Annotated in this window: 19 protein-coding genes; 6 read left to right on the forward strand and 13 right to left on the reverse strand. The window is 72.2% G+C overall.

Annotated features, from left to right (window positions below; translation table 11 throughout):
• Positions 1-14: 14 nt before the first annotated feature.
• Together AB0J33_RS23390 and AB0J33_RS23395 are read right to left on the reverse strand one after the other, a co-directional pair.
• A complete protein-coding gene (locus tag AB0J33_RS23390; protein WP_363616141.1) occupies positions 15-1,478 on the reverse strand; it encodes an NADH-ubiquinone oxidoreductase-F iron-sulfur binding region domain-containing protein in 1,464 nt (487 codons plus the stop codon).
• Entirely contained in the window at positions 1,478-3,124 is a 1,647-nt protein-coding gene (locus tag AB0J33_RS23395; protein WP_363616142.1) for a hypothetical protein, read from the reverse strand. The genes AB0J33_RS23390 and AB0J33_RS23395 overlap by 1 nt, the downstream gene beginning before the upstream one ends.
• 271 nt (positions 3,125-3,395) lie before the next feature.
• On the opposite strand from AB0J33_RS23395, the gene AB0J33_RS23400 reads away from it, so the two are divergent.
• Positions 3,396-4,841 (forward strand): alpha-amylase family glycosyl hydrolase, encoded by a 1,446-nt coding sequence (locus tag AB0J33_RS23400; protein WP_363616143.1) that lies wholly within the window; start codon positions 3,396-3,398, stop codon positions 4,839-4,841.
• Positions 4,842-4,916: 75 nt separating this feature from the next.
• Positions 4,917-5,828 carry a L,D-transpeptidase gene (locus tag AB0J33_RS23405; protein WP_363616144.1) on the forward strand — a complete coding sequence of 304 codons (912 nt, stop codon included), beginning with the start codon at positions 4,917-4,919 and terminating at the stop codon, positions 5,826-5,828.
• A 23-nt stretch (positions 5,829-5,851) separates the two neighbouring features.
• Here AB0J33_RS23405 and AB0J33_RS23410 read toward each other — a convergent pair whose 3' ends face one another.
• Genes AB0J33_RS23410 through AB0J33_RS23425 form a run of 4 tightly spaced genes read right to left on the reverse strand, consistent with a single transcriptional unit; the run spans position 5,852 to position 9,340 of the window.
• Complete coding sequence (locus AB0J33_RS23410) at positions 5,852-6,484, reverse strand: response regulator transcription factor (protein WP_363616145.1); 633 nt, start codon at positions 6,482-6,484, stop codon at positions 5,852-5,854.
• On the reverse strand, positions 6,481-7,611 hold the full coding sequence (locus AB0J33_RS23415) for a histidine kinase (protein WP_363616146.1): 1,131 nt from the start codon (positions 7,609-7,611) through the stop codon (positions 6,481-6,483). Before AB0J33_RS23415 ends, AB0J33_RS23410 begins: the two co-directional genes overlap by 4 nt.
• Positions 7,612-7,638: 27 nt before the next feature.
• Positions 7,639-8,439 (reverse strand): ABC transporter permease, encoded by an 801-nt coding sequence (locus tag AB0J33_RS23420; protein ID WP_363616147.1) that lies wholly within the window; start codon positions 8,437-8,439, stop codon positions 7,639-7,641.
• Position 8,440: 1 nt separating this feature from the next.
• A complete protein-coding gene (locus AB0J33_RS23425; RefSeq protein ID WP_363616148.1) occupies positions 8,441-9,340 on the reverse strand; it encodes an ABC transporter ATP-binding protein in 900 nt (299 codons plus the stop codon).
• Positions 9,341-9,480: 140 nt separating this feature from the next.
• On the opposite strand from AB0J33_RS23425, the gene AB0J33_RS23430 reads away from it, so the two are divergent.
• The 3 genes from AB0J33_RS23430 to AB0J33_RS23440 all read left to right on the forward strand — a co-directional run bounded on the left by AB0J33_RS23430 (position 9,481) and on the right by AB0J33_RS23440 (position 12,190).
• Positions 9,481-10,335 carry an alpha/beta fold hydrolase gene (locus tag AB0J33_RS23430; protein ID WP_363616149.1) on the forward strand — a complete coding sequence of 285 codons (855 nt, stop codon included), beginning with the start codon at positions 9,481-9,483 and terminating at the stop codon, positions 10,333-10,335.
• A gap of 216 nt (positions 10,336-10,551) precedes the next feature.
• Positions 10,552-10,992, forward strand: coding sequence for a PIN domain nuclease (locus AB0J33_RS23435; protein ID WP_363616237.1), 441 nt, complete (start codon positions 10,552-10,554; stop codon positions 10,990-10,992).
• Positions 10,993-11,050: 58 nt separating this feature from the next.
• The gene (locus tag AB0J33_RS23440; protein ID WP_363616150.1) at positions 11,051-12,190 is read left to right on the forward strand and encodes a site-2 protease family protein; all 1,140 of its coding nucleotides are present in this window, start codon (positions 11,051-11,053) and stop codon (positions 12,188-12,190) included.
• A 73-nt stretch (positions 12,191-12,263) separates the two neighbouring features.
• On the opposite strand, the gene AB0J33_RS23445 is transcribed toward AB0J33_RS23440, so the two are convergent.
• From AB0J33_RS23445 to AB0J33_RS23455, 3 genes are all read right to left on the reverse strand, one after another.
• Positions 12,264-13,172: an alpha/beta hydrolase gene (locus AB0J33_RS23445; protein ID WP_363616151.1), complete on the reverse strand. Its 909-nt coding sequence runs from the start codon at positions 13,170-13,172 to the stop codon at positions 12,264-12,266.
• Between the two features lie 144 nt (positions 13,173-13,316).
• Positions 13,317-14,588, reverse strand: coding sequence for an FAD-binding protein (locus tag AB0J33_RS23450; RefSeq protein ID WP_363616152.1), 1,272 nt, complete (start codon positions 14,586-14,588; stop codon positions 13,317-13,319).
• Complete coding sequence (locus tag AB0J33_RS23455) at positions 14,585-15,355, reverse strand: hypothetical protein (protein WP_363616153.1); 771 nt, start codon at positions 15,353-15,355, stop codon at positions 14,585-14,587. The genes AB0J33_RS23450 and AB0J33_RS23455 overlap by 4 nt, the downstream gene beginning before the upstream one ends.
• A 101-nt stretch (positions 15,356-15,456) precedes the next feature.
• Between AB0J33_RS23455 and AB0J33_RS23460 the strand changes: the two genes are divergently transcribed.
• A complete protein-coding gene (locus AB0J33_RS23460; protein ID WP_363616154.1) occupies positions 15,457-15,879 on the forward strand; it encodes a hypothetical protein in 423 nt (140 codons plus the stop codon).
• Between the two features lie 20 nt (positions 15,880-15,899).
• Here AB0J33_RS23460 and AB0J33_RS23465 read toward each other — a convergent pair whose 3' ends face one another.
• The 4 genes from AB0J33_RS23465 to AB0J33_RS23480 all read right to left on the reverse strand — a co-directional run bounded on the left by AB0J33_RS23465 (position 15,900) and on the right by AB0J33_RS23480 (position 19,788).
• Positions 15,900-16,829 carry an LLM class F420-dependent oxidoreductase gene (locus AB0J33_RS23465; protein WP_363616155.1) on the reverse strand — a complete coding sequence of 310 codons (930 nt, stop codon included), beginning with the start codon at positions 16,827-16,829 and terminating at the stop codon, positions 15,900-15,902.
• A gap of 97 nt (positions 16,830-16,926) precedes the next feature.
• Positions 16,927-17,964: a hypothetical protein gene (locus AB0J33_RS23470; RefSeq protein WP_363616156.1), complete on the reverse strand. Its 1,038-nt coding sequence runs from the start codon at positions 17,962-17,964 to the stop codon at positions 16,927-16,929.
• The gene (locus tag AB0J33_RS23475; RefSeq protein ID WP_363616157.1) at positions 17,964-18,233 is read right to left on the reverse strand and encodes a hypothetical protein; all 270 of its coding nucleotides are present in this window, start codon (positions 18,231-18,233) and stop codon (positions 17,964-17,966) included. The genes AB0J33_RS23470 and AB0J33_RS23475 overlap by 1 nt, the downstream gene beginning before the upstream one ends.
• Before the next feature lie 535 nt (positions 18,234-18,768).
• A complete protein-coding gene (locus tag AB0J33_RS23480) occupies positions 18,769-19,788 on the reverse strand; it encodes an aldo/keto reductase (RefSeq protein WP_363616158.1) in 1,020 nt (339 codons plus the stop codon).
• Positions 19,789-19,897 lie beyond the last annotated feature (109 nt).

The raw sequence follows: 19,897 nt of genomic DNA on the forward strand, positions 1-19,897 counted from the left end.
GTCAGGAAGCCGTCCTACTCGGCCTTGGCGAGTCGGAGAGCCAGCTCCGGGCACACCTTGACCGCCTTCAGCGCGCCCTCCCGCAGCCAGGTCGGCACGGGGGTGGCCGGGAAGGCGGGATATCCGTTCGCGTCGAGTCGGATGAAGTCCGGTACGACGTGCGCGCACAGGCCGTGCCCGTCGCAGCGCGACCAGTCCAGGGTGAGCTTCTGCGGGTTGTTGTCGGGTGCGCCCGGCAACCCCATCTCGCCCTTGACCCGTCGGCCGCAGCCGTCGCCGGTGCTGTGCAGCCGCAGATCCTCGGCGAAGACCTCGATCGCGGAGAGCGCGAACCGGGCGGTGCCGTCGGGGTGGCTGCACGCCCCCCGGCCCTTCACCTCTCCGGCGGCGGCGCGCACCACGTCCGCCGGTTGGCTGCCCGCGACGGCCAGGTCCACCGCGCGGGCCAGGTCGGGCAGGCCCATCTTGCACGGTCCGCACTGCCCGGCGGACTCGCCGGCCAGATAGCGCACCACCTGCGCGGCCTCGCCGAGCGGGCAGGTGTCGACACCGAGCGGGATGATGATGCCCGCGCCGAGGGTGCCGCCCACCGCGGCCAGGCCCTTGCGGGAGACCTCGGCCTTCTCCGCCGCCTCCGGGGTGATCCACTTGCCGTGGTAGCCGCCCATCAGGATGCCCTGGACGTCCGGCACCTCGCACAGGTCGAGGACGTCGCGCAACGGCATGCCGGCGGTGCACTCCACCACGGCCGGCCGGCCCGCCGCGCCGGTCACGGTGAGCAGCACGGTGCCCGGCTCGTCGTCGGTGCCGAGCGCCGCGTACTCGTACGGGCCGAGTCGCGCGCCGACCGCGAGCTGCGCGTACGTCTCGGCGTTGGACAGCAGGGTGGGCAGGCCGCTGACCCCGGAGTCGCTGGAGCGCTTCTTGGTCCCGGGCGGGATGTGCGGCAGCCCGTTGATGCCGTTGACCAGCGCGCCGCCCTCGCCGGAGATGAACCGGTGCGGCACGGTGACGATGGTCGTCAGCACCGGCATCCGGCGCTCTTCGAGGGCCTCCATCAGCGAGTCCCGGCCGACCCCGTCGTCCGCCACACCGATCACGATCTCGTCGGCGTCCAGCGCGTACGCGGCCAGCGCGGCGCCGTCCAGGATCAGGTGCGGGGCACGGGTCAGCAGCACCTTGTCCTTCCAGCTGGCCGGCTCCCCCTCGCTGGCGTTGACCACCACCACGGCGGCGAGGTCCTGCCGCTCGCAGGACTCCAGCACGGCGCGCAGTTTGCGGGCGAACGGGAAGCCCGCCCCGCCCTTGCCCTTGAGCTGCATGCCCTCGGCGAGGCGGAGCAGCTGCGCCGGCTCCATCGGGCCGATCGGTCCGTGCACCTCCTCGTGGGCGAGCAGGTCGAGGCGGCCGTACTCGGCGAAGCCGGCGGTGAGCCGGGGCTCGCCCACGCAGGCGACCGGTGGCACGGCGGTGCGCATCACTTCGCCTCACCCCGCAGCCCCGCCCAGTACGCGCCGTCCACGGCGTCCGCGCTGGCCTTACGGCGCTTGGACCGGCCCTCGCCGGCCGCCCGTCGCGCGCGCCGGGACGCCAGGTCGACGAGAGTCGGGGTGTCGTCGTCGATGGGCGGCGGGACCTCGTCCGGCACGTACCGGGCCGGCGGACGCCAGTAGTCCGGCTCCTCCGGCAGGTCGTCATCGGCGCTGTGCCGGCCGCTGCCGCTGCGCGGCGCGGACGAGATGGGGCTGCTGGAGACCGGGCCGGCCGAGATCGGCTCGGCGGAGACCGGGCCGGCGGAGATCGGCTCGGCGGCCTGCCACCGGCGCGGGCTGTCCCACGGCTCCTCCGGCTCGGCCGTCGGCAGCGGCGGGGCCGAATACCGGCTGTCCTCGTCCTCGCTGCGGGACCGGCGACGGGACCGCTCGGCGGCCGGCGCGTCGGCGCGTCGCCGCCCGGTCGGAACGCCCTCGTCCCGGGTACGCGAGCCGCGCCGCCGGGTCACCGGCTCCAGTTCCTCCTCGTCGCGTCGGCGGGTGCCGGTGTCCTCCACGCTGCGGCGAGCCGATCGGCTGGTCGTGGTCTCCTCGGCCCGGCGGCTACGCGCGGACCGTTCGGTGTCGCGGCGCGCGGCCGGCTCCTCCTCGCGCCGACGGCGGCTCGGCCGGGTCGACTCGACGAGGGAACCGGGCTCGGGCACCACCGGCACGGTGAACCGTTCGGGGTCGCGGCGCGCGGCCGGCGCGGCCCAGGTGGCGGTGGTGGTGTCCGCCCAGGTCGGACGCTTGTCTGCGGCCTTGCTGCCCCGACCCAACCCGGTCAGCAGCGATCTGGCGGTCTTCGCCTCCTCGGCCCGCCCGGCCATCACCGCGTTGCGGACCGCGGCCTGGTGCTGTTCGCGGCTGCGCCGACCGATGGTGACCGAGAACCGGACCAGCAGGGCCAGCACCACCAGCAGGATGCAGCCGAGGTAGCTGAGCACCACCCAGGACTTCGCGGCCCGGCCGGCGTTGAGGCCGTGCAGCACGGCGAACGGCCAGGCCAGGTACGCGGTGGAGTGCAGCGCGCGCCACAGCCACTTCGGACCGACGCCGGCGAAGCGGGCCCGGATGATGCCGGTCCAGATCACGCTGACCATCAGTAGCGCGGCCACCGTGCCGAGCCCGACGTAGAGGCCCCGGCCGCCGACGAACGGCACCAGCGCGTCGGTCGCCGCCGCCCGTCCGGTCGCGATTTTGGTGAGGACGTGGAAGCCGAGGCCGGCGACGCCCAGCACGCCGGTGGCCCGGTGCGCCGACTGCATCAGCACCCGGTGCGAGATGCGCAGCACCAGCCGGTCGGTGGCGAGCAGACCGAGCATCACGGTGAGGCTCAACGCGACCAGGGAGATCACCCCGGCGAAGAACTCGGTGAAGAAGAAGCCGTACGCGTACGCCGTCTGACCGGCGCCGGTCAGCATGATCGCCGCCCAGAGCGCGGCGAGCACCGACGCGATCAGCAGGGCGGTCGCGGACCGCGACCGGGTGCGCACCCCCCGACTGCTGGCGCTGGTCCGGACGGTCGCCGCCTTCTTGTCCTGCTGTGCCCGGGCCATCTGCTCCTCGATCGTCTCGCGGCGGCGTACCACCGGCCGACCCCTACTCCCCCATCCAGTACGGACCGGTAGGGCGCGCGGATCATTCGCCGCCGGAAATTTCTGGGCCGAAATCGAACCGAGGGGCGCGAGCGTGCGTTGTAGCCGCTCCATTCCGCGACCCGGACAGTGACGGATGTCCATGCATTGACAGTCGCTGCAACACGCTTGTAACCTTTCAGCAAATTTCAGCCTGGGTTGCAAGATGCCGACAACCCGGCGCTCCCCCACCGCACCACCACCCCCGCTCCCGTCAGGAGTCCCCATGCACCGACGTCGACGCGGCTCGGCGCTCCTCGCCCTCGGCCTGATCGCCAGCCTGCTCGTCCCCGCCACCGTGACGGCACCCCCGGCCGTCGCCGCCCCGTCCGGCGGCAAGAAGGTCATCGTCCAGCTCTTCGAGTGGAACTGGCCCTCGGTGGCCAGCGAGTGCCAGAGCACCCTCGGCCCGAAGGGCTACGGCTACGTCCAGGTCTCACCCCCGCAGGAGCACGTGCGGGGCAACCAGTGGTGGCTGGCGTACCAGCCGGTCAGCTATCGGATCGAGTCCCGCAAGGGCACCCGGGCCCAGTTCCAGTCGATGGTGAACACCTGCCACGCGGCCGGGGTCAAGGTGATCGTCGACGCGGTGATCAACCACATGTCCGGTCAGGACAACGGCGGCACCGGCTGGGCCGGCTCGTCGTACTCGCACTACGACTATCCCGGGATCTACCAGACCCAGGACTTCCACCACTGCGGACGCAACGGTGGCGACGACATCGCCAACTACAACGACCGGTACGAGGTGCAGAACTGCGAGCTGGTCAACCTCTCCGACCTGAAGACCGAGTCGGACTACGTCCGCACGAAGATCGCGTCGTACCTCAACGACCTGCTCTCGCTGGGTGTCGACGGCTTCCGGCTGGACGCCAGCAAGCACATGCCGGCCGCCGACATCGCCGCCATCCGGGGCAAGCTGTCCCGCTCGGCGTACCTGGTGCAGGAGGTCATCTACGGCGCCGGCGAGCCGGTCCAGCCGACCGAGTACACCGGCAACGGCGACGTGCACGAGTTCCGCTACGGCAAGGACCTGGCCCGGGTGTTCCGCTCCGAACGGCTGGCGTACCTGCGCAACTTCGGCGAGGGCTGGGGACACCTGCCCACCGGCCCGGCCTCGGTGTTCGTCGACAACCACGACACCCAGCGCGACTCCGGTGGGGTGCTCACCTACCGGGACCGGGGCATCTACGCGCTCGCCAACGCCTTCATGCTGGCCTGGCCGTACGGCTCGCCTACCGTCATGTCCAGCTACACCTTCAGCAACCGGGACGCCGGCCCACCGTCGGACGGCGCGAACAAGACGCTCGACACCACCTGCTACTCCGGTTGGGAGTGCGAACACCGCTGGCCGGTGATCGCCAACATGGTCGGCTTCCGCAACGCGACCGAGGGCGCCGGCGTGGCCAACTGGTACGACAACGGCAACAACCACATCGCGTTCAGCCGCAGCGGCAAGGGCTTCATCACCGTCAACGACGAGGATGCCGCGGTCAACGGCCGCTCCTACTACACCGGGTTGCCCGCCGGCCGATACTGCGACGTCATCCACGGCACGTACGCGGGCGGCACGTGCAGCGGACCGGTGATCACGGTGGACGGTAACGGCTGGTTCGCGGCCAACGTGCCGGCGCACGACGCCGTGGCCATCCACGTCGGCGCGCGAATCTGATGCGACCGGGGCCTCCGGCCGGCGGGTCTCGCCGAACCGGGGGCCCCGAAGCGTCCGCCACCATAGAGTGGTTTCGTGCCGTTTGACCGAAAGACTCCGTACCGCCGCCGCGGCGTCTGGGTGACCGCCGCCGTCGTCGTACCCGTACTGCTGGTGGCCGCGCTGCTGGTCGGCCAGGCCCTCACCCCGAGTTCGACGGCCCCCGACGACCGCAACGTGGTGGCAGCCGACCCGACCCCTAGCAGCGTGGAGCAGAGCCCGGAGGAGTCGATCCCCCCGGCCGCGCCCGCCCCGGACGGGCTGCCGGTGGTCGACTACGACCCCGCGCCCGGAGGGTTCCCCGCCGATCCGGCCACCATGGACGTCGCACCGCTGACCGACGGCGCACACCCGACCAGGCGGATCGCCGCCTACGACGCCCCCGGCGGTCGTCCGAGGGCCTTCCTCGAACCGACCATCCGCGGTGTCGAGCTGACCATGCCGATCGCGCAGCGGCGCGCCGGCTGGACCGCCGTCCTGCTGCCCTCGGCCAACCGACGACTCGCCTGGCTGCCGCCCGGTGGGTTCGAGACCGTGCCGCTGCGCGACCAGATCGTGGTGGAACGCAAGGTCCACCGGCTCACCTGGTACCGGGCCGGAAAGGCGGTGCGCTCCTGGGAGGTCAGCCTCGGCCAGTCCGGGCAGGAGACTCCCCTCGGGCGGACCTTCATCCTGGGCCGCACCCCACCGCCGGAGGAGGTCTACGGCGGGGTGGACATCTACGCCCTCGGTTCGGTGCCCGACGACCCCGAGTCGGTGCCGTCCGGGCTGCGCGGCGCGCACATCGGCGTGCACACCTGGCACAACGACGACGAGTTGGGCGAGAACACCACGAACGGCTGTATCCGGCTGACCCCCAGCGGCCAACGGGAACTGCTCGCCGAGGTCCGCCCCGGCAGCAGCGTCGTCGTGGTCGACCAACTGGCGGCCCCACCGCCGACCGCCTGAGCGCCGGCACCCACGGCCGACGGTCACTCGCCGAGCAGCCAACCGTTCTGCTCGGCGACCCGGATCGCGTCGGCCCGGTTGCGCGCACCGGTCTTGCCGATCGCCGCCGACAGGTGGTTGCGTACGGTCCCCTCGGACAGGTGCAGCGCCCTCGCCAGATCGGCGACCGTGCCACCGACCCGGGCGATCCGCAACACCTCGGTCTCCCGCTCGGTCAGCGGGCTTACCCCGGCAGCCAGCGTCTCCGCGGCCAGCGTCGGGTCGACCACCCGCAGCCCGGCGTGCACCCGGCGGACCGCGTCGGCGAGTTGCCGGGCCGGGGTGTCCTTGACCACGAAACCGCTCGCACCGGCCTCCATCGCCCGGCGTAGGTAGCCGGGTCGGCCGAAGGTCGTCACCACCAGCACCCGACAGGTCGGCAGCGCGACCCGCAGCGCGGCGGTCGCCGCGATACCGTCCAGGCCGGGCATCTCCACATCCAGCAGGGCGACGTCGGGGAGGCTGCGTCGAGCCTCGGGCACCACCTCGTCGCCCCGGCCGACCTCGGCGACCACGGTCAGGTCCTCTTCCAACGAGAGCAGGGCGGCCAGCGCACCCCGGACCAGCGCCTGGTCGTCGGCGAGCAGCAGCCGGATCGGTGCGGGCCCGCCGCTCACCGGGCCTCCCCCGGCGCGTGTACCCGCAGCAGAAAGCCGCCGCCCTCCGGCCGACGACCAACTGTCACCACCGCGTCCAGTCGCCGCGCCCGTTCCCGCAGGCCGACCAACCCGTGCCCGTTCGCGTCCGGAGTGGACGGACCACGGCCGTCGTCACTGATCTCGACCCGATCCGGGTGCACCCGGATGACGCAGCACCGCGCCCCGCTGTGCCGGACCACGTTGGTCACCCCTTCCCGTACCGCCCAGCCGAACAACTGGTCCCACTCCTCCGGCAGGTCCGGCACCTCCGCCGGCAGATCCGCCGAAATGCCCGCCGCGGCCAGCGCGGAGCGGGCGCCGGCCAGCTCCGCGGCGAGGGTGACCTCCCGGTACGCCCCGACCGTCTGTCGTACGTCGGCCAGCGCCGCCCGCGCCAGCGCCTCCACCTCGGCGATCTCGGCGGCGGCCCGCTCCCGGTCCACCTCGATCAGGCGTCCCGCCAGCTCCGCCTTGATCGCCACCACGGTCAGCGAGTGCCCGAGGATGTCGTGCAGGTCCCGGGCGGCGCGGGCCCGCTCCTCGGCGACCGCGAGCCGGCCGATCTCCTGCTGGGCGGCCCGGAGTTCGCTGTTGCGCTGGGCCAGCCGGGAGACCCCGAACATGGCGAACGAGGCGAGCAGCACCGCGAAGGTGATGCCGCCTTCCGCCCCCCATCCCGGCACCAGCCAGGACGCGAGCGCGGGCGTCACGGCGCAGAGCACCACGGCGGCCAACGCCTCCCACGGCGGCAGCAGGAACACCGCGGCCGCCGCCACGTAGACCAGGGTGGCCAGCCAGTCCCCACCGGTGCCCGGGAGACTGGCCAGGCCCACCGCGAGCAGCAGCGCCAGCCCGGCCCGCGCCCGACCCGCCGGGATCGGCAGCAGCGACTGGCGCAGCTTGCGGGCCCACTGGAACAGCAGCACGTAACCGAGGCTGAAGGCGACCAGGGCGGCCACACCGAGGATCCGGCGCCACAGCTCCGGCTGGTGCAGCGCGGTGGCGATCGGCACGTTGAGGAAGAACAGCCAGACGGCGGCCAGCAGCCACCCGGTGAACCGCCAGTGGCGGCTCACCGGCCAGGGCTGCCCGGTCGAGAGGTCCATCGAGTTCACGCTAGCGGTCGCGGCGGGTCAGACCCGCGCGGTGTCCCGACGGAACAGCCGGGCCGCGCCGACGCCGAAGAGCAGCGCCCAGACGACGAGGTTCGCCACCGCCGCCATGCTCACCCCGTCACCGGTGAGTGGGGCGCGGGCCAGCACGCCCATGCCGTACACCGGGGTGAACTTCGCGACCTGTTGCAGGATTTCCGGCAGCACCTCGACCGGGACGAACAGTCCACCGAACATGGCCAGCACGGCCAGGATCGGGCCGATGAACTGCATGACGTTCTCGGCCGGCACCAGGTAGCCGATGAACAGACCGAAGGCGGCGAAGACCAGCGAACCGATCCAGGCGGCCAGCCCGGACAGCAGCCAGACGTCGGCCGGGATGCGGACGCCGGCCGCGGCGCCCACCAGGAATTCGACGGCGACCGCGAGCAGGCCGAGGGTCATCGCGGTGAGCAGCTTGGTGGCCACGTACGCGGCCGGGCGCAGCGGGGTGAGCCGCAACTGGCGGCTCCAGCCCAACGCGCGCTCGGTGGCGACCGCGCCGCCCGCGCTGGTGGTGGCCACCATCGCCGCGTACACGGCCAGGCTGATCATGACGTACGCGGTCACCGGTCGACCGTTGTCCAGGCTCTGCCCGCCCTGCGGCAGGCCGAAGATGAGGAAGAAGACACCCGGCATGATCAGCGTGAACGCGAGCGTGCGGCGGTTACGCAGCACCCGGCGCAACTCGATGCGCAGGACGGCCGGGGAGAACGCGCCCAGGGCGGGCAGCCGACGATCCGGCTCGGTGACAGCGGCGCGAGTGGGGGTGGAGGTGGTCATCTCAGGCTCCGGTCTGCGCGGTGGTCAGGGCGAGGAAGGCGTCCTCGAGGTTCCGGGAGGTGATCTCGACGTCCCGGGCGGCGGTGCGGGTCAGCAGGTGCCGGGCGATCGCGTCCGAGTCGCCGGTGCGCACCAGCACGCTGTCCCCGCGTACCTCCACGGCGTCCACGCCGGGCAGCGCGGCCAGCGCGGCCTGGTCGGCGCCGGGCAGAGTGGCCCGCACGGTACGGCCGGCGGCCAGGTTCTTGATCTCCGCCGTGGTGCCGTCGGCGACGATGCGCCCCTGCCGGACCAACACGATCCGGTCCGCGTACGCGTCCGCCTCGTCCAGGTAGTGGGTGGCGAAGATGACGGTCCGGCCGCCCCGGGCGTCGCGCCGCAGGGCCTGCCAGAAGTCCCGCCGCCCCTCGACGTCCATACCGGTGGTCGGCTCGTCGAGCACCATCAGGTCCGGGTCGGGCAGCAGGGCCAGCGCGAAACGCAGCCGTTGCTGCTGGCCGCCCGAGCAGCGCCCGACCACCCGGTCGGCGATGTCGGCGACGCCGGCCCGCTCCAGCACCTCCGCCGCGGGGCGGGTGTGCCGGTAGAAGTGCGCGGTCATCCGTACCGTCTCGCCCACGGTGAGGTCCTTGAGCAGCCCGCCGGTCTGGAGTACGGCGGCGACCCGGCCCCGGGCCACCGCCTCGTCCGGGGTGCCGCCGAGGACGCGCACGGTGCCCGCGTCCGGGCGGGCCAGCCCGAGCAGCATGTCGATGGTGGTGGTCTTGCCCGCGCCGTTCGGGCCGAGGAACGCCACCACCTCGCCGGGCTGCACCCGCAGGCTCAACCCGTCGACCGCGGTGACCGCGCCGAAGCTCTTGGAGAGGCCGTCCAGCTCGACAGCCGAATGCGTACTGGTCATGTCAACGATGCTCCGGCGACGCGTACCCCGACGCCCGGAGCGGTCGTCACGACCCGGCCGTGACATTTGTCAGGCCGCCGGATTCCGGGCCGGCACAGCGGGTAACCGCCGGGCCGGAGCCGCGACACCGGGAGGACGCAATGGGCGCCACATCGCAGGAAAAGGTCGACACTGTCGTGCTGATCCACGGCCTCTGGATGACGTCGCGCAGCTGGGAGGGGTGGGCCCAGCGGTACACCGAGCGCGGCATGCACGTCATCGCCCCCGCCTGGCCCGGCATGGACCGGTCCGTGGAGCAGTTGCGCGACGACCCCAGCCCGATCGCCGAGCAGAGCATGGCCACGATCGTCGCGCACTACGACCGGATCATCCGGTCGCTGCCCCGACCGCCGATCATCATGGGGCACTCGTTCGGCGGCCTGTTCGCCCAGGTCCTCGCCGACCGGGGTCTCGGCGCCGCGGTGGTGGGGGTGCACCCCGCAGCGGTGAAGGGCGTACTCAAGGTGCCGCTGAATCAGCTGCGCTCCGGCTTCCCGATTCTGCGTAGCCCCGCCAACCGCAGCAAGGCCGTCCCGTTCACCGAGGACGACTTCGCCTTCACCTTCGGCAACACGATGAGCCGCGAGGACTCCGACCGGGCCTGGCGGCGCTACGCCGTCCCCGGCGCCGGGCGGGTGTTCTTCGAGGGCGCGTTCGCCAACCTCGACCCCCGCTCGCCCGCCCGGGTCGACGTCGGGCGCACCGACCGGGCGCCGCTGCTGCTGATGGCCGGCGGGGCCGACCACGTGGTGCCGGCGTCGGTGGTCCGCACCAACGCCGGGCTCTACCAGAAGTCCCGGGCGCTCACCGCGTACGAGGAGTTTCCCGGCCGATCACACTTCACCGTCGGGCAGGACGGCTGGGAGGAGATCGCCGACTACGCGCTGGACTGGGCGCTGCGCGCGGCGGCCCTGCCCCGGGAGGCGACCATCGCCAGCGAAACCCCCCGCCGCTGACCACTCAGTGTCGGTCATCGCCGTGTCAGCCCATGGTGGCCTACATTCTGGTCATCCTCGGTGACATGGGAGGTACCTGCCTGAGTCGACGGCGTAACATGCGCCCGACGCGAGACCAGCGGTACCGTGCACGGTTCGAGGACAGGTCCTACGTCCCGGTGCCTGGCCATCCTCGAGGGCGCGAAAATGAACGCCTCACCGTCGTCACATCGGCCGATGGCTGCATGCTGTCTGTCACGCTCGCCTGAGGTGTCATCGGTGCGTGCCGCACCCCTCGCCCGCTGGCCAAAGCAGCGAGTGGCTCCGGTGCTTGGTGAACTTTCCGACCGAGGGCTGCTCACAGTCTGCGGGGCTGTCGAGATCGAAGTCATTCACAGCGCCCGGACTGTCAAAGATGCGCAGCGCGCTCGGTGGCTGATGGGTGGTTTTCAATGGTTGTCAATGCCTGACGAGGTCTGGGATCGAGCGATCGACGTGCAGGTTCAGGCCCTACATAAGGGGGGTCACCGCGCCCTGTCCACGGCGGATCTGCTGATCGCCGCCACGGCCGAGCGACACGGGGTCACCGTCCTGCATTACGACGGAGACTTCGACTTCATCAGCGCGATCACGGGGCAGCCCAGCGCCTGGGTCGTCCCACCCGGCACCGCCGACTGATCACGCGGTGCCCCTCGCTTCTCGGCATGCCCACGGTCTGGCGGGGTATCTCGGTGAGATGAGGGCCAGTTTCCGGCTTGGCCGGGTCGCGGGGGTGCCGGTCGGCGTCAACTGGAGCGTTCTGGTCATCTTCGCGTTGATCGCGTGGGGGCTGGCGGCCAACCAGTTCCCCCGCTCGTACCCGGACCGCTCGCCGGTGGCGTACGCGATCGCCGGGCTGGCCGCGGCGGTGGTCTTCTTCGTCGGCCTGCTCGCCCACGAGGTGTCGCACGCGGTGGTGGCCAAGCGCAACGGGCTGACCGTGGACGGCATCACGCTCTGGCTGTTCGGCGGGGTTGCCGAACTGAAGGGCGAGCCGCGTGACCCGGGCGCGGAGCTGCGGATCGCGGGCGTCGGCCCACTGGTCAGCCTGCTGATCGGGGCGTTCTTCGGCGCCATCGCGGCGCTGCTCGCGCTGGCCGGGCAGGGCGGGCTGCTGTTCGGGGCGATGGCCTGGTTGGCCGGGATCAACGTGCTGCTGGCCATCTTCAACGTGTTGCCGGCCGCGCCCCTGGACGGTGGTCGGTTGCTGCGCGCCGCGGTCTGGAAGGTCACCGGTGACCGGACCCGGGCGTCCGTGGTCGCGGCCCGGGCCGGCTGGGTGCTGGGCGTGCTGCTGATCGGCCTGGGGCTGTGGCAGTTCCTGTCCGGTGTCGGTTTCGGCGGGCTGTGGCTGGCGTTGATCGGCTGGTTCCTGATCGGCGCCGCCGGGGTGGAGGAGCGGCAGGCCCGCACCGGCACCGCGCTGCGCGGGATCCGGGTGGGCGATGTGATGACTCCGCAGCCGCAGACCGCCTCGGCGGAGATGACGGTCGCGGACTTCGTCGACCACTACCTGTTCGCGTACCGGCATTCGGCGCTGCCGCTGACCGAGGACGGCCGGCCGACCGGCCTGGTCACCGTCGACCGGGTGCGCGGCGTACCGCCCGAGCGGCGGGCGTCGACCACACTGGCCGAGGTGGCCTGCCGGGCCGACCAACTGGTCCTGGCCCAGCCCGGTGAGCAGCTCAACGACCTGCTCCCCCGGCTCACCGAGTGCGCCGACGGCCGAGCCCTGGTGGTGACCGACGACGGCCGCCTGACCGGGATCGTCTCCCCCAGCGACATCAGCCGCGCCGTCCAACGCAGCACCCTCCGCACCCCCACCCCCTCCCGTTGATCATGAAGTTATTGCGCCGACACGCCACGCCGAGTGGCGATAACTTCATGATCAACCGAGGTTGCGGGCGGGGTCAGGCGTGGGGGCAGGTGTCGCGGTATTCCTGAATGGTGGTGGAGGCGGGGGGTGCGGGGCAGAGGAACTGGTCGTAGCGGGTGTCGTCGTCCACGAAGCGCTTCAGCCAGGAGATGCTGTACTTGGCGACCGTCACGTTCGTCGAGGTGGGCGCGGAGTGGCTGGCGTTGTTGAGTTCCAGGTACGCCTTGTCCAGCGTGGACGGCAGGCTGGTGTAGAACGGCTCCGAGTGCGACGAGACCGGCGCCACCGAGTCGTTCTCCGCGCCGACCACCAGCGTCGGCACCCGTACGCCGGACCAGTTCTTGACGGTGTGCCAGCCGGTCAGCGGAATCGCGGCCTGCAACTGCGGTCGTGAGTTCGCCGCCGAGAGGCTGCCACCGCCGCCCATCGAGTGCCCCATGACGGCGAGCCGGTTGCGGTCGATCCGGGTACGCACGCCGCTGGTGTTGGTGAGGTAGTCCAGGGCTGCGAGGAGTTGCGTGCCCCGGCTGGCCGGTTGGTCGTAGCGGGACAACGTGTCGATCGTGATCACCACGAAGCCCTGCGAGGCGAGGCGCGGCCCCAGCCAGGCCACGCTGGACTGGGTGGCGGTGTAGCCGGGTGAGATCGCCACCGCCCCGAAGGTGCCCTCGGCGGTGCTGGTCGGGTAGTAGATCGTCCCGCCCCCGAAGCCGCTGACGCTGGAGGCGGCGACGGTGCCCTGGGCGATGGCGAACGCGCCCCGACTGGCTTCGATGCTGGCCACGGTGGGGGCGGGGCCGCGCTCGTACGGGCTGGCGGCGGCATGGGCGGCCGGCGCGGCGCCCAGTCCGGCGCCGAGCACGGCCACTGCGAGTGCCCACCCCAGACCGCGGCGGGGGCGACGGGTGACGGGGTCGGGGGTGATGGCGGGTAGGGGCTGCATGTCTCGCTCCGAGGGGTGGAGCCGACGGTCCCGGGACGGAAACCGGTCGATGCGACACATCGACGACAATCAGTTTGTTGCTTGGCTGCGCGCCCCCACCAATCCCACCCGACCCATGCCGTTCGCGCTATGGCACGCGATGGGTCAGCGGGGGAAGTAGCGGTCCAGGGCGTCGGTGCGGAACTTCCCGGTCGGGTCCAGGTCGGCCAGGAGCGCGGCGAAGTCGGCGTAGCGCGGGTAGCGGGTGGACAGCTCGGCCGGGTCGGTGACGAAGACCTTGCCCCAGTGCGGGCGGGGCGCGAAGGGTGCCAGGCGCTCCTCCACCGCGGCCACCACCGGCAGCACCGCCGCGCTGTCGTCGACCCAGGTGAAGTGCAGCACGAAGCTGTCCCGCCGGTGGTTCGGGCTGAGCCACAGCTCGTCCGCCGCCACGGTACGCAGCTCGGACACCAGCAGCACCGGGGCGATCCGGTCCGCCACGTCGTCCAGCGCGGCGAGCGCGTCAGCCGCCGCCGACCGCGCGACGTGGTACTCGGACTGCAACTCGTCACCGCTGCTCGGGGTGAAACCGAGCTTGAAGTGCGGCAGCCGCTCGTGCCACGGGCCCGGCTCTCCGAGCTGCGGGGTGCAGTTCTCCGCCGGCATCCCGAGCACCGGGTGCCGGGGCTGGTCGGCGGCGGCGGTGCCGAGCCAGTCCGCCGGGGGCGGCGGCTGATCCGCAAGCTGTTTGCGCCACACCTCGCGCAGCCGGGGCGTCCGGAAGTCGGTGAAGACACTCACGCTGTACGCCGAGCCGAGCGCCTCGTCCAGTGCCACCGGGTCGAGGTCGAGGCGCACGTACTGGCGCAGCGCGAAGGTCGGCACGACGTCCAGGGTGACGCGGGTGACCAGGCCCAGCGCGCCGAGCCCGACCACCATTCCGGCGAACGTGTCCGCGTCGCGGTCGACCCGCAGCAGCTCGCCGTCGGCGGTGACCAACTCCAGGGCGGCGACCGCGCTGGCCAGGTTGCCGTGGGTCTGGCCGGAGCCGTGGGTGGCGGTGGCCACCGCGCCGGCCACCGAGATGTGCGGCAGCGAGGCGAGGTTGCCCAGCGCGTACCCCCGGGTGTGCAGCTGTCGGGCGATGTCGCCGTAGCGCAGCGCGCCACTCACGGTGACCTGCCGCCGCTCGGGGTCCACCTCGACGACCGGCGGCAGCCCGGCGAGGCTGACCAGGTCACCGTCGGTGTCGCCGAGACGGTTGAAGGAGTGCCCGCTGCCCACCGCCCGGATCCGGTCGCTGCCGGCGACCAGCCGGCGCAGTTCGTCGACGGAGGTGGGTCGGTGGAACGCCTTCGCGGCGTACCGCACGTTGCCGGCCCAGTTGCGGCGCGGAACGTCCGTCGTCGACGCGGCCTGCGGTCCCTGCGCGGTCATGTGGCGGTCTCCCGATCGGTGGTGTCGTGGTCGGCCAACGCGGCGACGAGGGCGTCCAGAACGGTATCCGTCTGGAACGTGCTGTAGCCACGCTGGGCGATCGGCAGACCGGCCGTGGTCGCGCGTTCGATCTCCCCCCGGGCCGCCTGCCGGGTCGACGCGTCTCCGGACAGCAGGGCGTCCTGGCCGCGTCGGATCAACCGGTCGACCCGGTCCATCTGGTAGCCGCGCAGGCCGACCGGGAGATCCGGGGCGTCGAAGGCGGCGCGGCGCAGCGCGAGCAGGTCGACGAAACGGCCTCCGGCGTAGCGGGTCAGCGCGGCGGACACCTGCTCGGGCTGCTCACGAACCTGGTCGAGGACGAGCAACTCGACGGCGGGTCGGCCGTCGAGCGGATGGCGGGCGGGCGTCGGCTCAATCGGCACACCCGGCGCAGGAATGAGCAGCAGCCGCGGCGGTTCCGGACGGCCGTCCCGCCGGGGCGGCTCGTCGAGGACCAGCGCGCCGACCTCGGTCCACCGGATCACCCGGCGCAGGCCGGGCCGCCGGATGGTGAGCCCATCCGGGTGGATCCCGAACCGGAACGGACGCAGCGCGCTGACCAGTGCCACCGCGCCGAGCGCGATCGCCCCCACCGCGACGATCGTCCGTAGCAGGGCGCCGTCGCTGGGATAGACCAACAAGAGCACTCCACCGAGTACGCAGACCAGGGCGAGCACCCGGGCGCCCCGACTCCGGCGCAGTTCCACGCTCGGACCCCCGTTCATGACCGTGGCGTCGGTCCCCGCATCTTCCGCGAAAGCGGGCACCGGGGACACCGGTCGATCGGGCACGGTTGTTCTCGTCATCGTCGGGGAACCCTACGCCCATGAGCAGCTACCGTGATCCGGCCGCACGCGGCGACGTCTTCCCCTCCGAGGAGGAGCTGGACCCGACCGGCACCGGGATCGAACAGGCCAGCGCACCGCCGGCCGGCGGGTTGCCGGGCCACCCGTCGCCCACACCCGGCCCTCGACCCACCCCGGCGCCCGCGCCCGCCCCGACGCCGGTGCCGGCGCCCGGCCCGCCGCCACGCGCCCCCGGCGCACAGTCGATCGTGACCCGCCACCTGGACGGCTCGGTGGAGGTGGTCACCGACTTCGACGGTGACGGCGTCGCCGACATCGTCCAGATCGACGTGGACGGCGACGGGATCCCGGACATCACCTATGTGGACAGTGACCGGGACGGGCGGTTGGACACCGTGCTGGGCGACCCGCACGCGGCCGGCACGGGCGCCCACCGCGCCTGACCGGCGACCGCCCAGCCGACTCAGAGCTTCGCCATCACCTCGCTGGCGACCAGCTCCAGGTGTTCCAGGTCGCTGAGGTCCAGCACCTGCAGGTACAGCCGCTCGCTGCCGACCTCCGCGTACCGGCCGATGGTGTCCAGCACCTCGCCGGGCGTTCCCGCCAGGCCGTTGGCGCGCAGCTCGTCCGGTTCACGGCCGATCGCGGCGGCCCGGCGGGCCACCTCGGCGTCGTCGCGCCCGCAGCAGAGCACCAGGGCGTTGGACCAGACCATCCCGGCCGGGTCCCGACCGACCTCGACGCAGGCCGCGCGGACCCGGTCGAACTGCGCCGCCGTGTCCGGCACCGAGGCGAACGGCATGTTGAACTCGTCGGCGTAGCGGGCGGCCAGCCGAGGGGTGCGCTTCGGGCCCGTCCCACCGAGCAGGATCGGTGGGCGCGGCTGCTGCACCGGCTTCGGCAGGGCGGGCGAGTCGCGCACCGGGTAGTACCGACCGTCGTGGTCGAACCGCTCCCCCGCTGGCGTGGACCACAGCCCGGTGATGACGGCGAGCTGCTCCTCCAGCCGGTCGAACCGCTCGGCCAGGGGCGGGAACGGGATGCCGTACGCGCGGTGTTCCTGGGCGTACCAGCCGGTGCCGATGCCCAGATCCACCCGGCCGCCGCTCATCTGGTCGACCTGCGCGACGGTGATCGCCAGCGGACCGGGCAGCCGGAAGGTGGCGGCGGTCATCAACGTGCCGAGCCGGATACGACTGGTGTCCCGGGCCAAGCCGGCGAGCGTCACCCACGCGTCGGTGGGACCGGGCTCACCGGTCACGTCACCCATCATCAGATAGTGGTCGGACCGGAAGAACGCCCCGTAGCCGGCGTCCTCGGCGCAGCGGGCGACGGCGAGCAACTGGTCGTAGGTGGCGCCCTGCTGAGGTTCGGTGAAGATCCGCAGTTCCATGATCCGAGCATAGGGAGCCGATCGGAGACCCCGTGCCGGGACCGGGAGACTGCGGGCTGACCGGACGGCCCCGGGCCCCGGAGCCGCCGGAACCTGGTCAGACGTACGGCCGCTTGGCGTACGCCTCGCGGAGCGCAGCCAACCCGGTCGCCTTCGGTATCAGGGTGCCCCACCCGGAGTTGAAGTAGTTGGTACGCGCGATCCGTGGCCCACCCGCGGCGTTGAGCTGGGCGATCGCCGCCGGCACGGTGGCGATCCACGCCGCCTGGTTCGGGATCTCGGCCGACCTGGCCCCCCACTCGGCGATGATCACGGGCCGGGACAGCGCCACCGGGCCCAGGTCCGCCACCGCCCAGTCCTTGGTGCGGCCGAACCGGGCCAGCGCGGTGTGGCTGGCGTTGGTGGCGTAGGCGTTCCACTGGAGGAAGTCGAGTCGGGACATCAACGACTCCGGGTGGGTGCGCTGAAAGCAGGCCCGGTCGAAGCCGCCGAGCCCGACCGAGAAGGTCGTCCCGGCCGGCAGCGTGCGGGCCTTGAACCAGGTGAGGATGTAGTTGATCGCCTGCACCGCCCGGGCGTCCGACTCGGCCCAGTCGTACGTCTTGCCGTCCTCGGTGGTGCCGAACTCGTGGTCGGTGTCCAACTCCGAGGCGAGCTGGATGTTCACCCCGAAGCCGAGCGTCCGGTACTGGGCCAGCGCGCGGGCCAGCAACCCGTCACACTGCCCCTTGACCACCTGGCCGTACCCGTACGCCTTCGGCCAGGTCGTGCCGGGCCGCTGCTGGATGGTCATCGTCGGCGCCGGCACGGTGTAGCTGGTGCCGTCCACCGCGAAGCTCTGCGCCACGTAGGTGGGAGCGCCGTAGTACTTCAACTCCAGCACCATGTTCATCTGCACACCGGCCTTGCCCAGGTTGACCAGCCAGGGCCGGTTGTAGCCGGGGAAGATGTAGCCGTCGGCGAGGCTGCGGTACTGGGTGAGCGACCGGAAGTTGCCGCCGGCCATGTCGGCGGTCGGATCCGCGCCGCCGGACAGGTAGTAACCGCCGAGCACGGGTTGGCCCAGACTGTAGTCGGCGGCGGCCGTCGCGGTGTTGCCGGCGGCGTCGCGGACCTGGGCGGTGACCCGGGGCATCACGCCACCGACCGGTACACGGCCACGGCGCCGTTGTCGGAAACCCGGGTCCAGGTACGCCCGGAGTTGTCGGAGACGGTCACGGTGAGCGGGTCGATGACCGCGGTGACCTTGACCGGCGCGCTGTTGTTGCCCTGCGCGTCGGTGACCACGATGGTGACGGTCAGCGGTTTGGTGTCGGCGTCCGAGTAGGTGACGGTCAGCAGCATCTGGTCACCCGGCGCGAAGACGGATGCGTTCAGGGCTGCGGTCGCGGTGGGAGTGGCCATGTCGGGCCCTTTCTGGCTCGGTCGCCAGGGCTCGGCGCGCGGTCGGGCGACGCCGGACCCGGCGGGGTCCACAGTGCGAAAGGCCGGCGGGGCACGGGGACGTCAGCAGGGCCGGTCGGCGGCGTCGCCTGACTGCCGGCGGTGCTGACGTCCTTGTCCCGGTGGGCGGAGGCACCGCTGCGGGCGCCCGCAGGGGTGTCGGTGGCAGCCGCGGCCTGTCGTACGCGCGATCGGCACGGCCGCTGTGCCGTGGCCGCCACGGCTTCGAGGCCGGGCTGGGTGAGGGCGGCGCCGATGCGGACGATGTTGTCCCCGCCGGGCCGGAGGATCGGGATGTGGCCCGCCACCCGTCTACCTCCACCTGCCCCAAGGGTGCTCTACCAGGGGCTTTACCGTCTTGTCCGGTTTGCGACAAGGGCCCGGCAAGGCCCCGACAGGGCCCGACGCGACGGCTACCCGGGCGCGCTGCCCCGCACCGCCCAGGCCCGCGCGGCGTAGTCCCAGACCAGTGGCGCCGACCACCGCGCCCGAGGGCTCAGCGACGCCGCCGTGCCGGGTCGAGCAGGGCGGGTGGGGTGTCGGACTTCTCGTGGGCGGCAAGGTCGACGCCCGGTGCGACGATCGCATCGATCGCGTCGAGCACATCGGCGGAGAGCACGGTGTCCGCCGCGGCGAGCTGGGTGCGCAGGTGCTCCATGGTGCGGGGGCCGATGATCGCGCTGGTCACGGCCGGGTGCGCGGTGACGAACCCGAGCGCCAGCTGGATCAGGGTGAGACCCGCCTCGTCGGCGACGACGGCCAGTCGCTCGACGGCGTCGAGCCGGGCCTGGTTGGCCGGGATGGTCAGGTCGAAGCGGTCGGGCAGGAGCGTCGAACGGTTGGTGGTGATCTCCCGGCCGGCACGCACCGCACCGGACAGCCAGCCCGAGGCGAGCGGGCTCCAGGCGAGCACGCCGAGCCCGTACTGCTCGGTGACGGGCAGGACGTGGGCCTCGATCCCGCGTTGCAGGATCGAGTAACTGGGCTGCTCGGTGACGTAGCGGCTCAGGTGGTGCTCCCGCGCGGCCCACTCGGCCTGCACGAGGCGATACGCGGGGAAGGTCGAGGAGCCGAAGTAGCGGATCTTTCCCGCCCGTTGCAGGTCGGTCAGCGCCGACAGGGTCTCCTCGTCGCTGGTGGTGGGGTCCCACCGGTGGATCTGGTAGAGGTCGACGTGGTCGACGCCGAGGCGGCGCAGGCTGTTGTCCAACTCGGTGACCAGCCAGCGGCGCGAGCTGCCCCGTTGGTTGCGCTCGTCGCTCATCGGCATACCGGCCTTGGTGGCCAGCACGACGTCGTCGCGACGGCCGGCGATGGCCTTGCCCACCAGTCGCTCGGACTCGCCCTGGCTGTACCTGTCGGCGGTGTCGATCAGGTTGATCCCGGCCTCCAGCGCGGCGTCGACGATCGCCGTCGCCTCGTCCTGGGTGGTGTGCCCCAGTTCGCCGAAGTTCATCGCGCCGAGCACGAGGGTGCTGACCTGGACGCCGGTGCGCCCCAGGGTGCGGTATCGCATGTCTGTTCCTCCATCGAAGGGTGATGTGGCGCCGGCCCCACCCGCTCTGGCATCCTGAAGCAAGTGGAACCATGTTCCGCTAAGAACTATACGGAACAGCGTTCCGTTT

This window comes from Micromonospora sp. NPDC049645, assembly GCF_040675155.1.
GTDB lineage: Bacteria > Actinomycetota > Actinomycetes > Mycobacteriales > Micromonosporaceae > Micromonospora.

What these genes read in the sequence shown, in the direction of transcription:
- AB0J33_RS23475 (WP_363616157.1), bottom strand. Translation starts at nt 18,233, where the DNA reads ATGGCCACTCCCACCGCGACCGCAGCCCTGAACGCATCCGTCTTCGCG.
- AB0J33_RS23390 (WP_363616141.1), bottom strand. Translation starts at nt 1,478, where the DNA reads ATGCGCACCGCCGTGCCACCGGTCGCCTGCGTGGGCGAGCCCCGGCTC.
- AB0J33_RS23445 (WP_363616151.1), bottom strand. Translation starts at nt 13,172, where the DNA reads ATGCAGCCCCTACCCGCCATCACCCCCGACCCCGTCACCCGTCGCCCC.
- AB0J33_RS23465 (WP_363616155.1), bottom strand. Translation starts at nt 16,829, where the DNA reads ATGGAACTGCGGATCTTCACCGAACCTCAGCAGGGCGCCACCTACGAC.
- AB0J33_RS23460 (WP_363616154.1), top strand. Translation starts at nt 15,457, where the DNA reads ATGAGCAGCTACCGTGATCCGGCCGCACGCGGCGACGTCTTCCCCTCC.
- AB0J33_RS23450 (WP_363616152.1), bottom strand. Translation starts at nt 14,588, where the DNA reads ATGACCGCGCAGGGACCGCAGGCCGCGTCGACGACGGACGTTCCGCGC.
- AB0J33_RS23440 (WP_363616150.1), top strand. Translation starts at nt 11,051, where the DNA reads ATGAGGGCCAGTTTCCGGCTTGGCCGGGTCGCGGGGGTGCCGGTCGGC.
- AB0J33_RS23425 (WP_363616148.1), bottom strand. Translation starts at nt 9,340, where the DNA reads ATGACCAGTACGCATTCGGCTGTCGAGCTGGACGGCCTCTCCAAGAGC.
- AB0J33_RS23470 (WP_363616156.1), bottom strand. Translation starts at nt 17,964, where the DNA reads ATGCCCCGGGTCACCGCCCAGGTCCGCGACGCCGCCGGCAACACCGCG.
- AB0J33_RS23455 (WP_363616153.1), bottom strand. Translation starts at nt 15,355, where the DNA reads ATGAACGGGGGTCCGAGCGTGGAACTGCGCCGGAGTCGGGGCGCCCGG.
- AB0J33_RS23400 (WP_363616143.1), top strand. Translation starts at nt 3,396, where the DNA reads ATGCACCGACGTCGACGCGGCTCGGCGCTCCTCGCCCTCGGCCTGATC.
- AB0J33_RS23420 (WP_363616147.1), bottom strand. Translation starts at nt 8,439, where the DNA reads ATGACCACCTCCACCCCCACTCGCGCCGCTGTCACCGAGCCGGATCGT.
- AB0J33_RS23435 (WP_363616237.1), top strand. Translation starts at nt 10,552, where the DNA reads ATGGCTGCATGCTGTCTGTCACGCTCGCCTGAGGTGTCATCGGTGCGT.
- AB0J33_RS23415 (WP_363616146.1), bottom strand. Translation starts at nt 7,611, where the DNA reads ATGGACCTCTCGACCGGGCAGCCCTGGCCGGTGAGCCGCCACTGGCGG.
- AB0J33_RS23480 (WP_363616158.1), bottom strand. Translation starts at nt 19,788, where the DNA reads ATGCGATACCGCACCCTGGGGCGCACCGGCGTCCAGGTCAGCACCCTC.
- AB0J33_RS23430 (WP_363616149.1), top strand. Translation starts at nt 9,481, where the DNA reads ATGGGCGCCACATCGCAGGAAAAGGTCGACACTGTCGTGCTGATCCAC.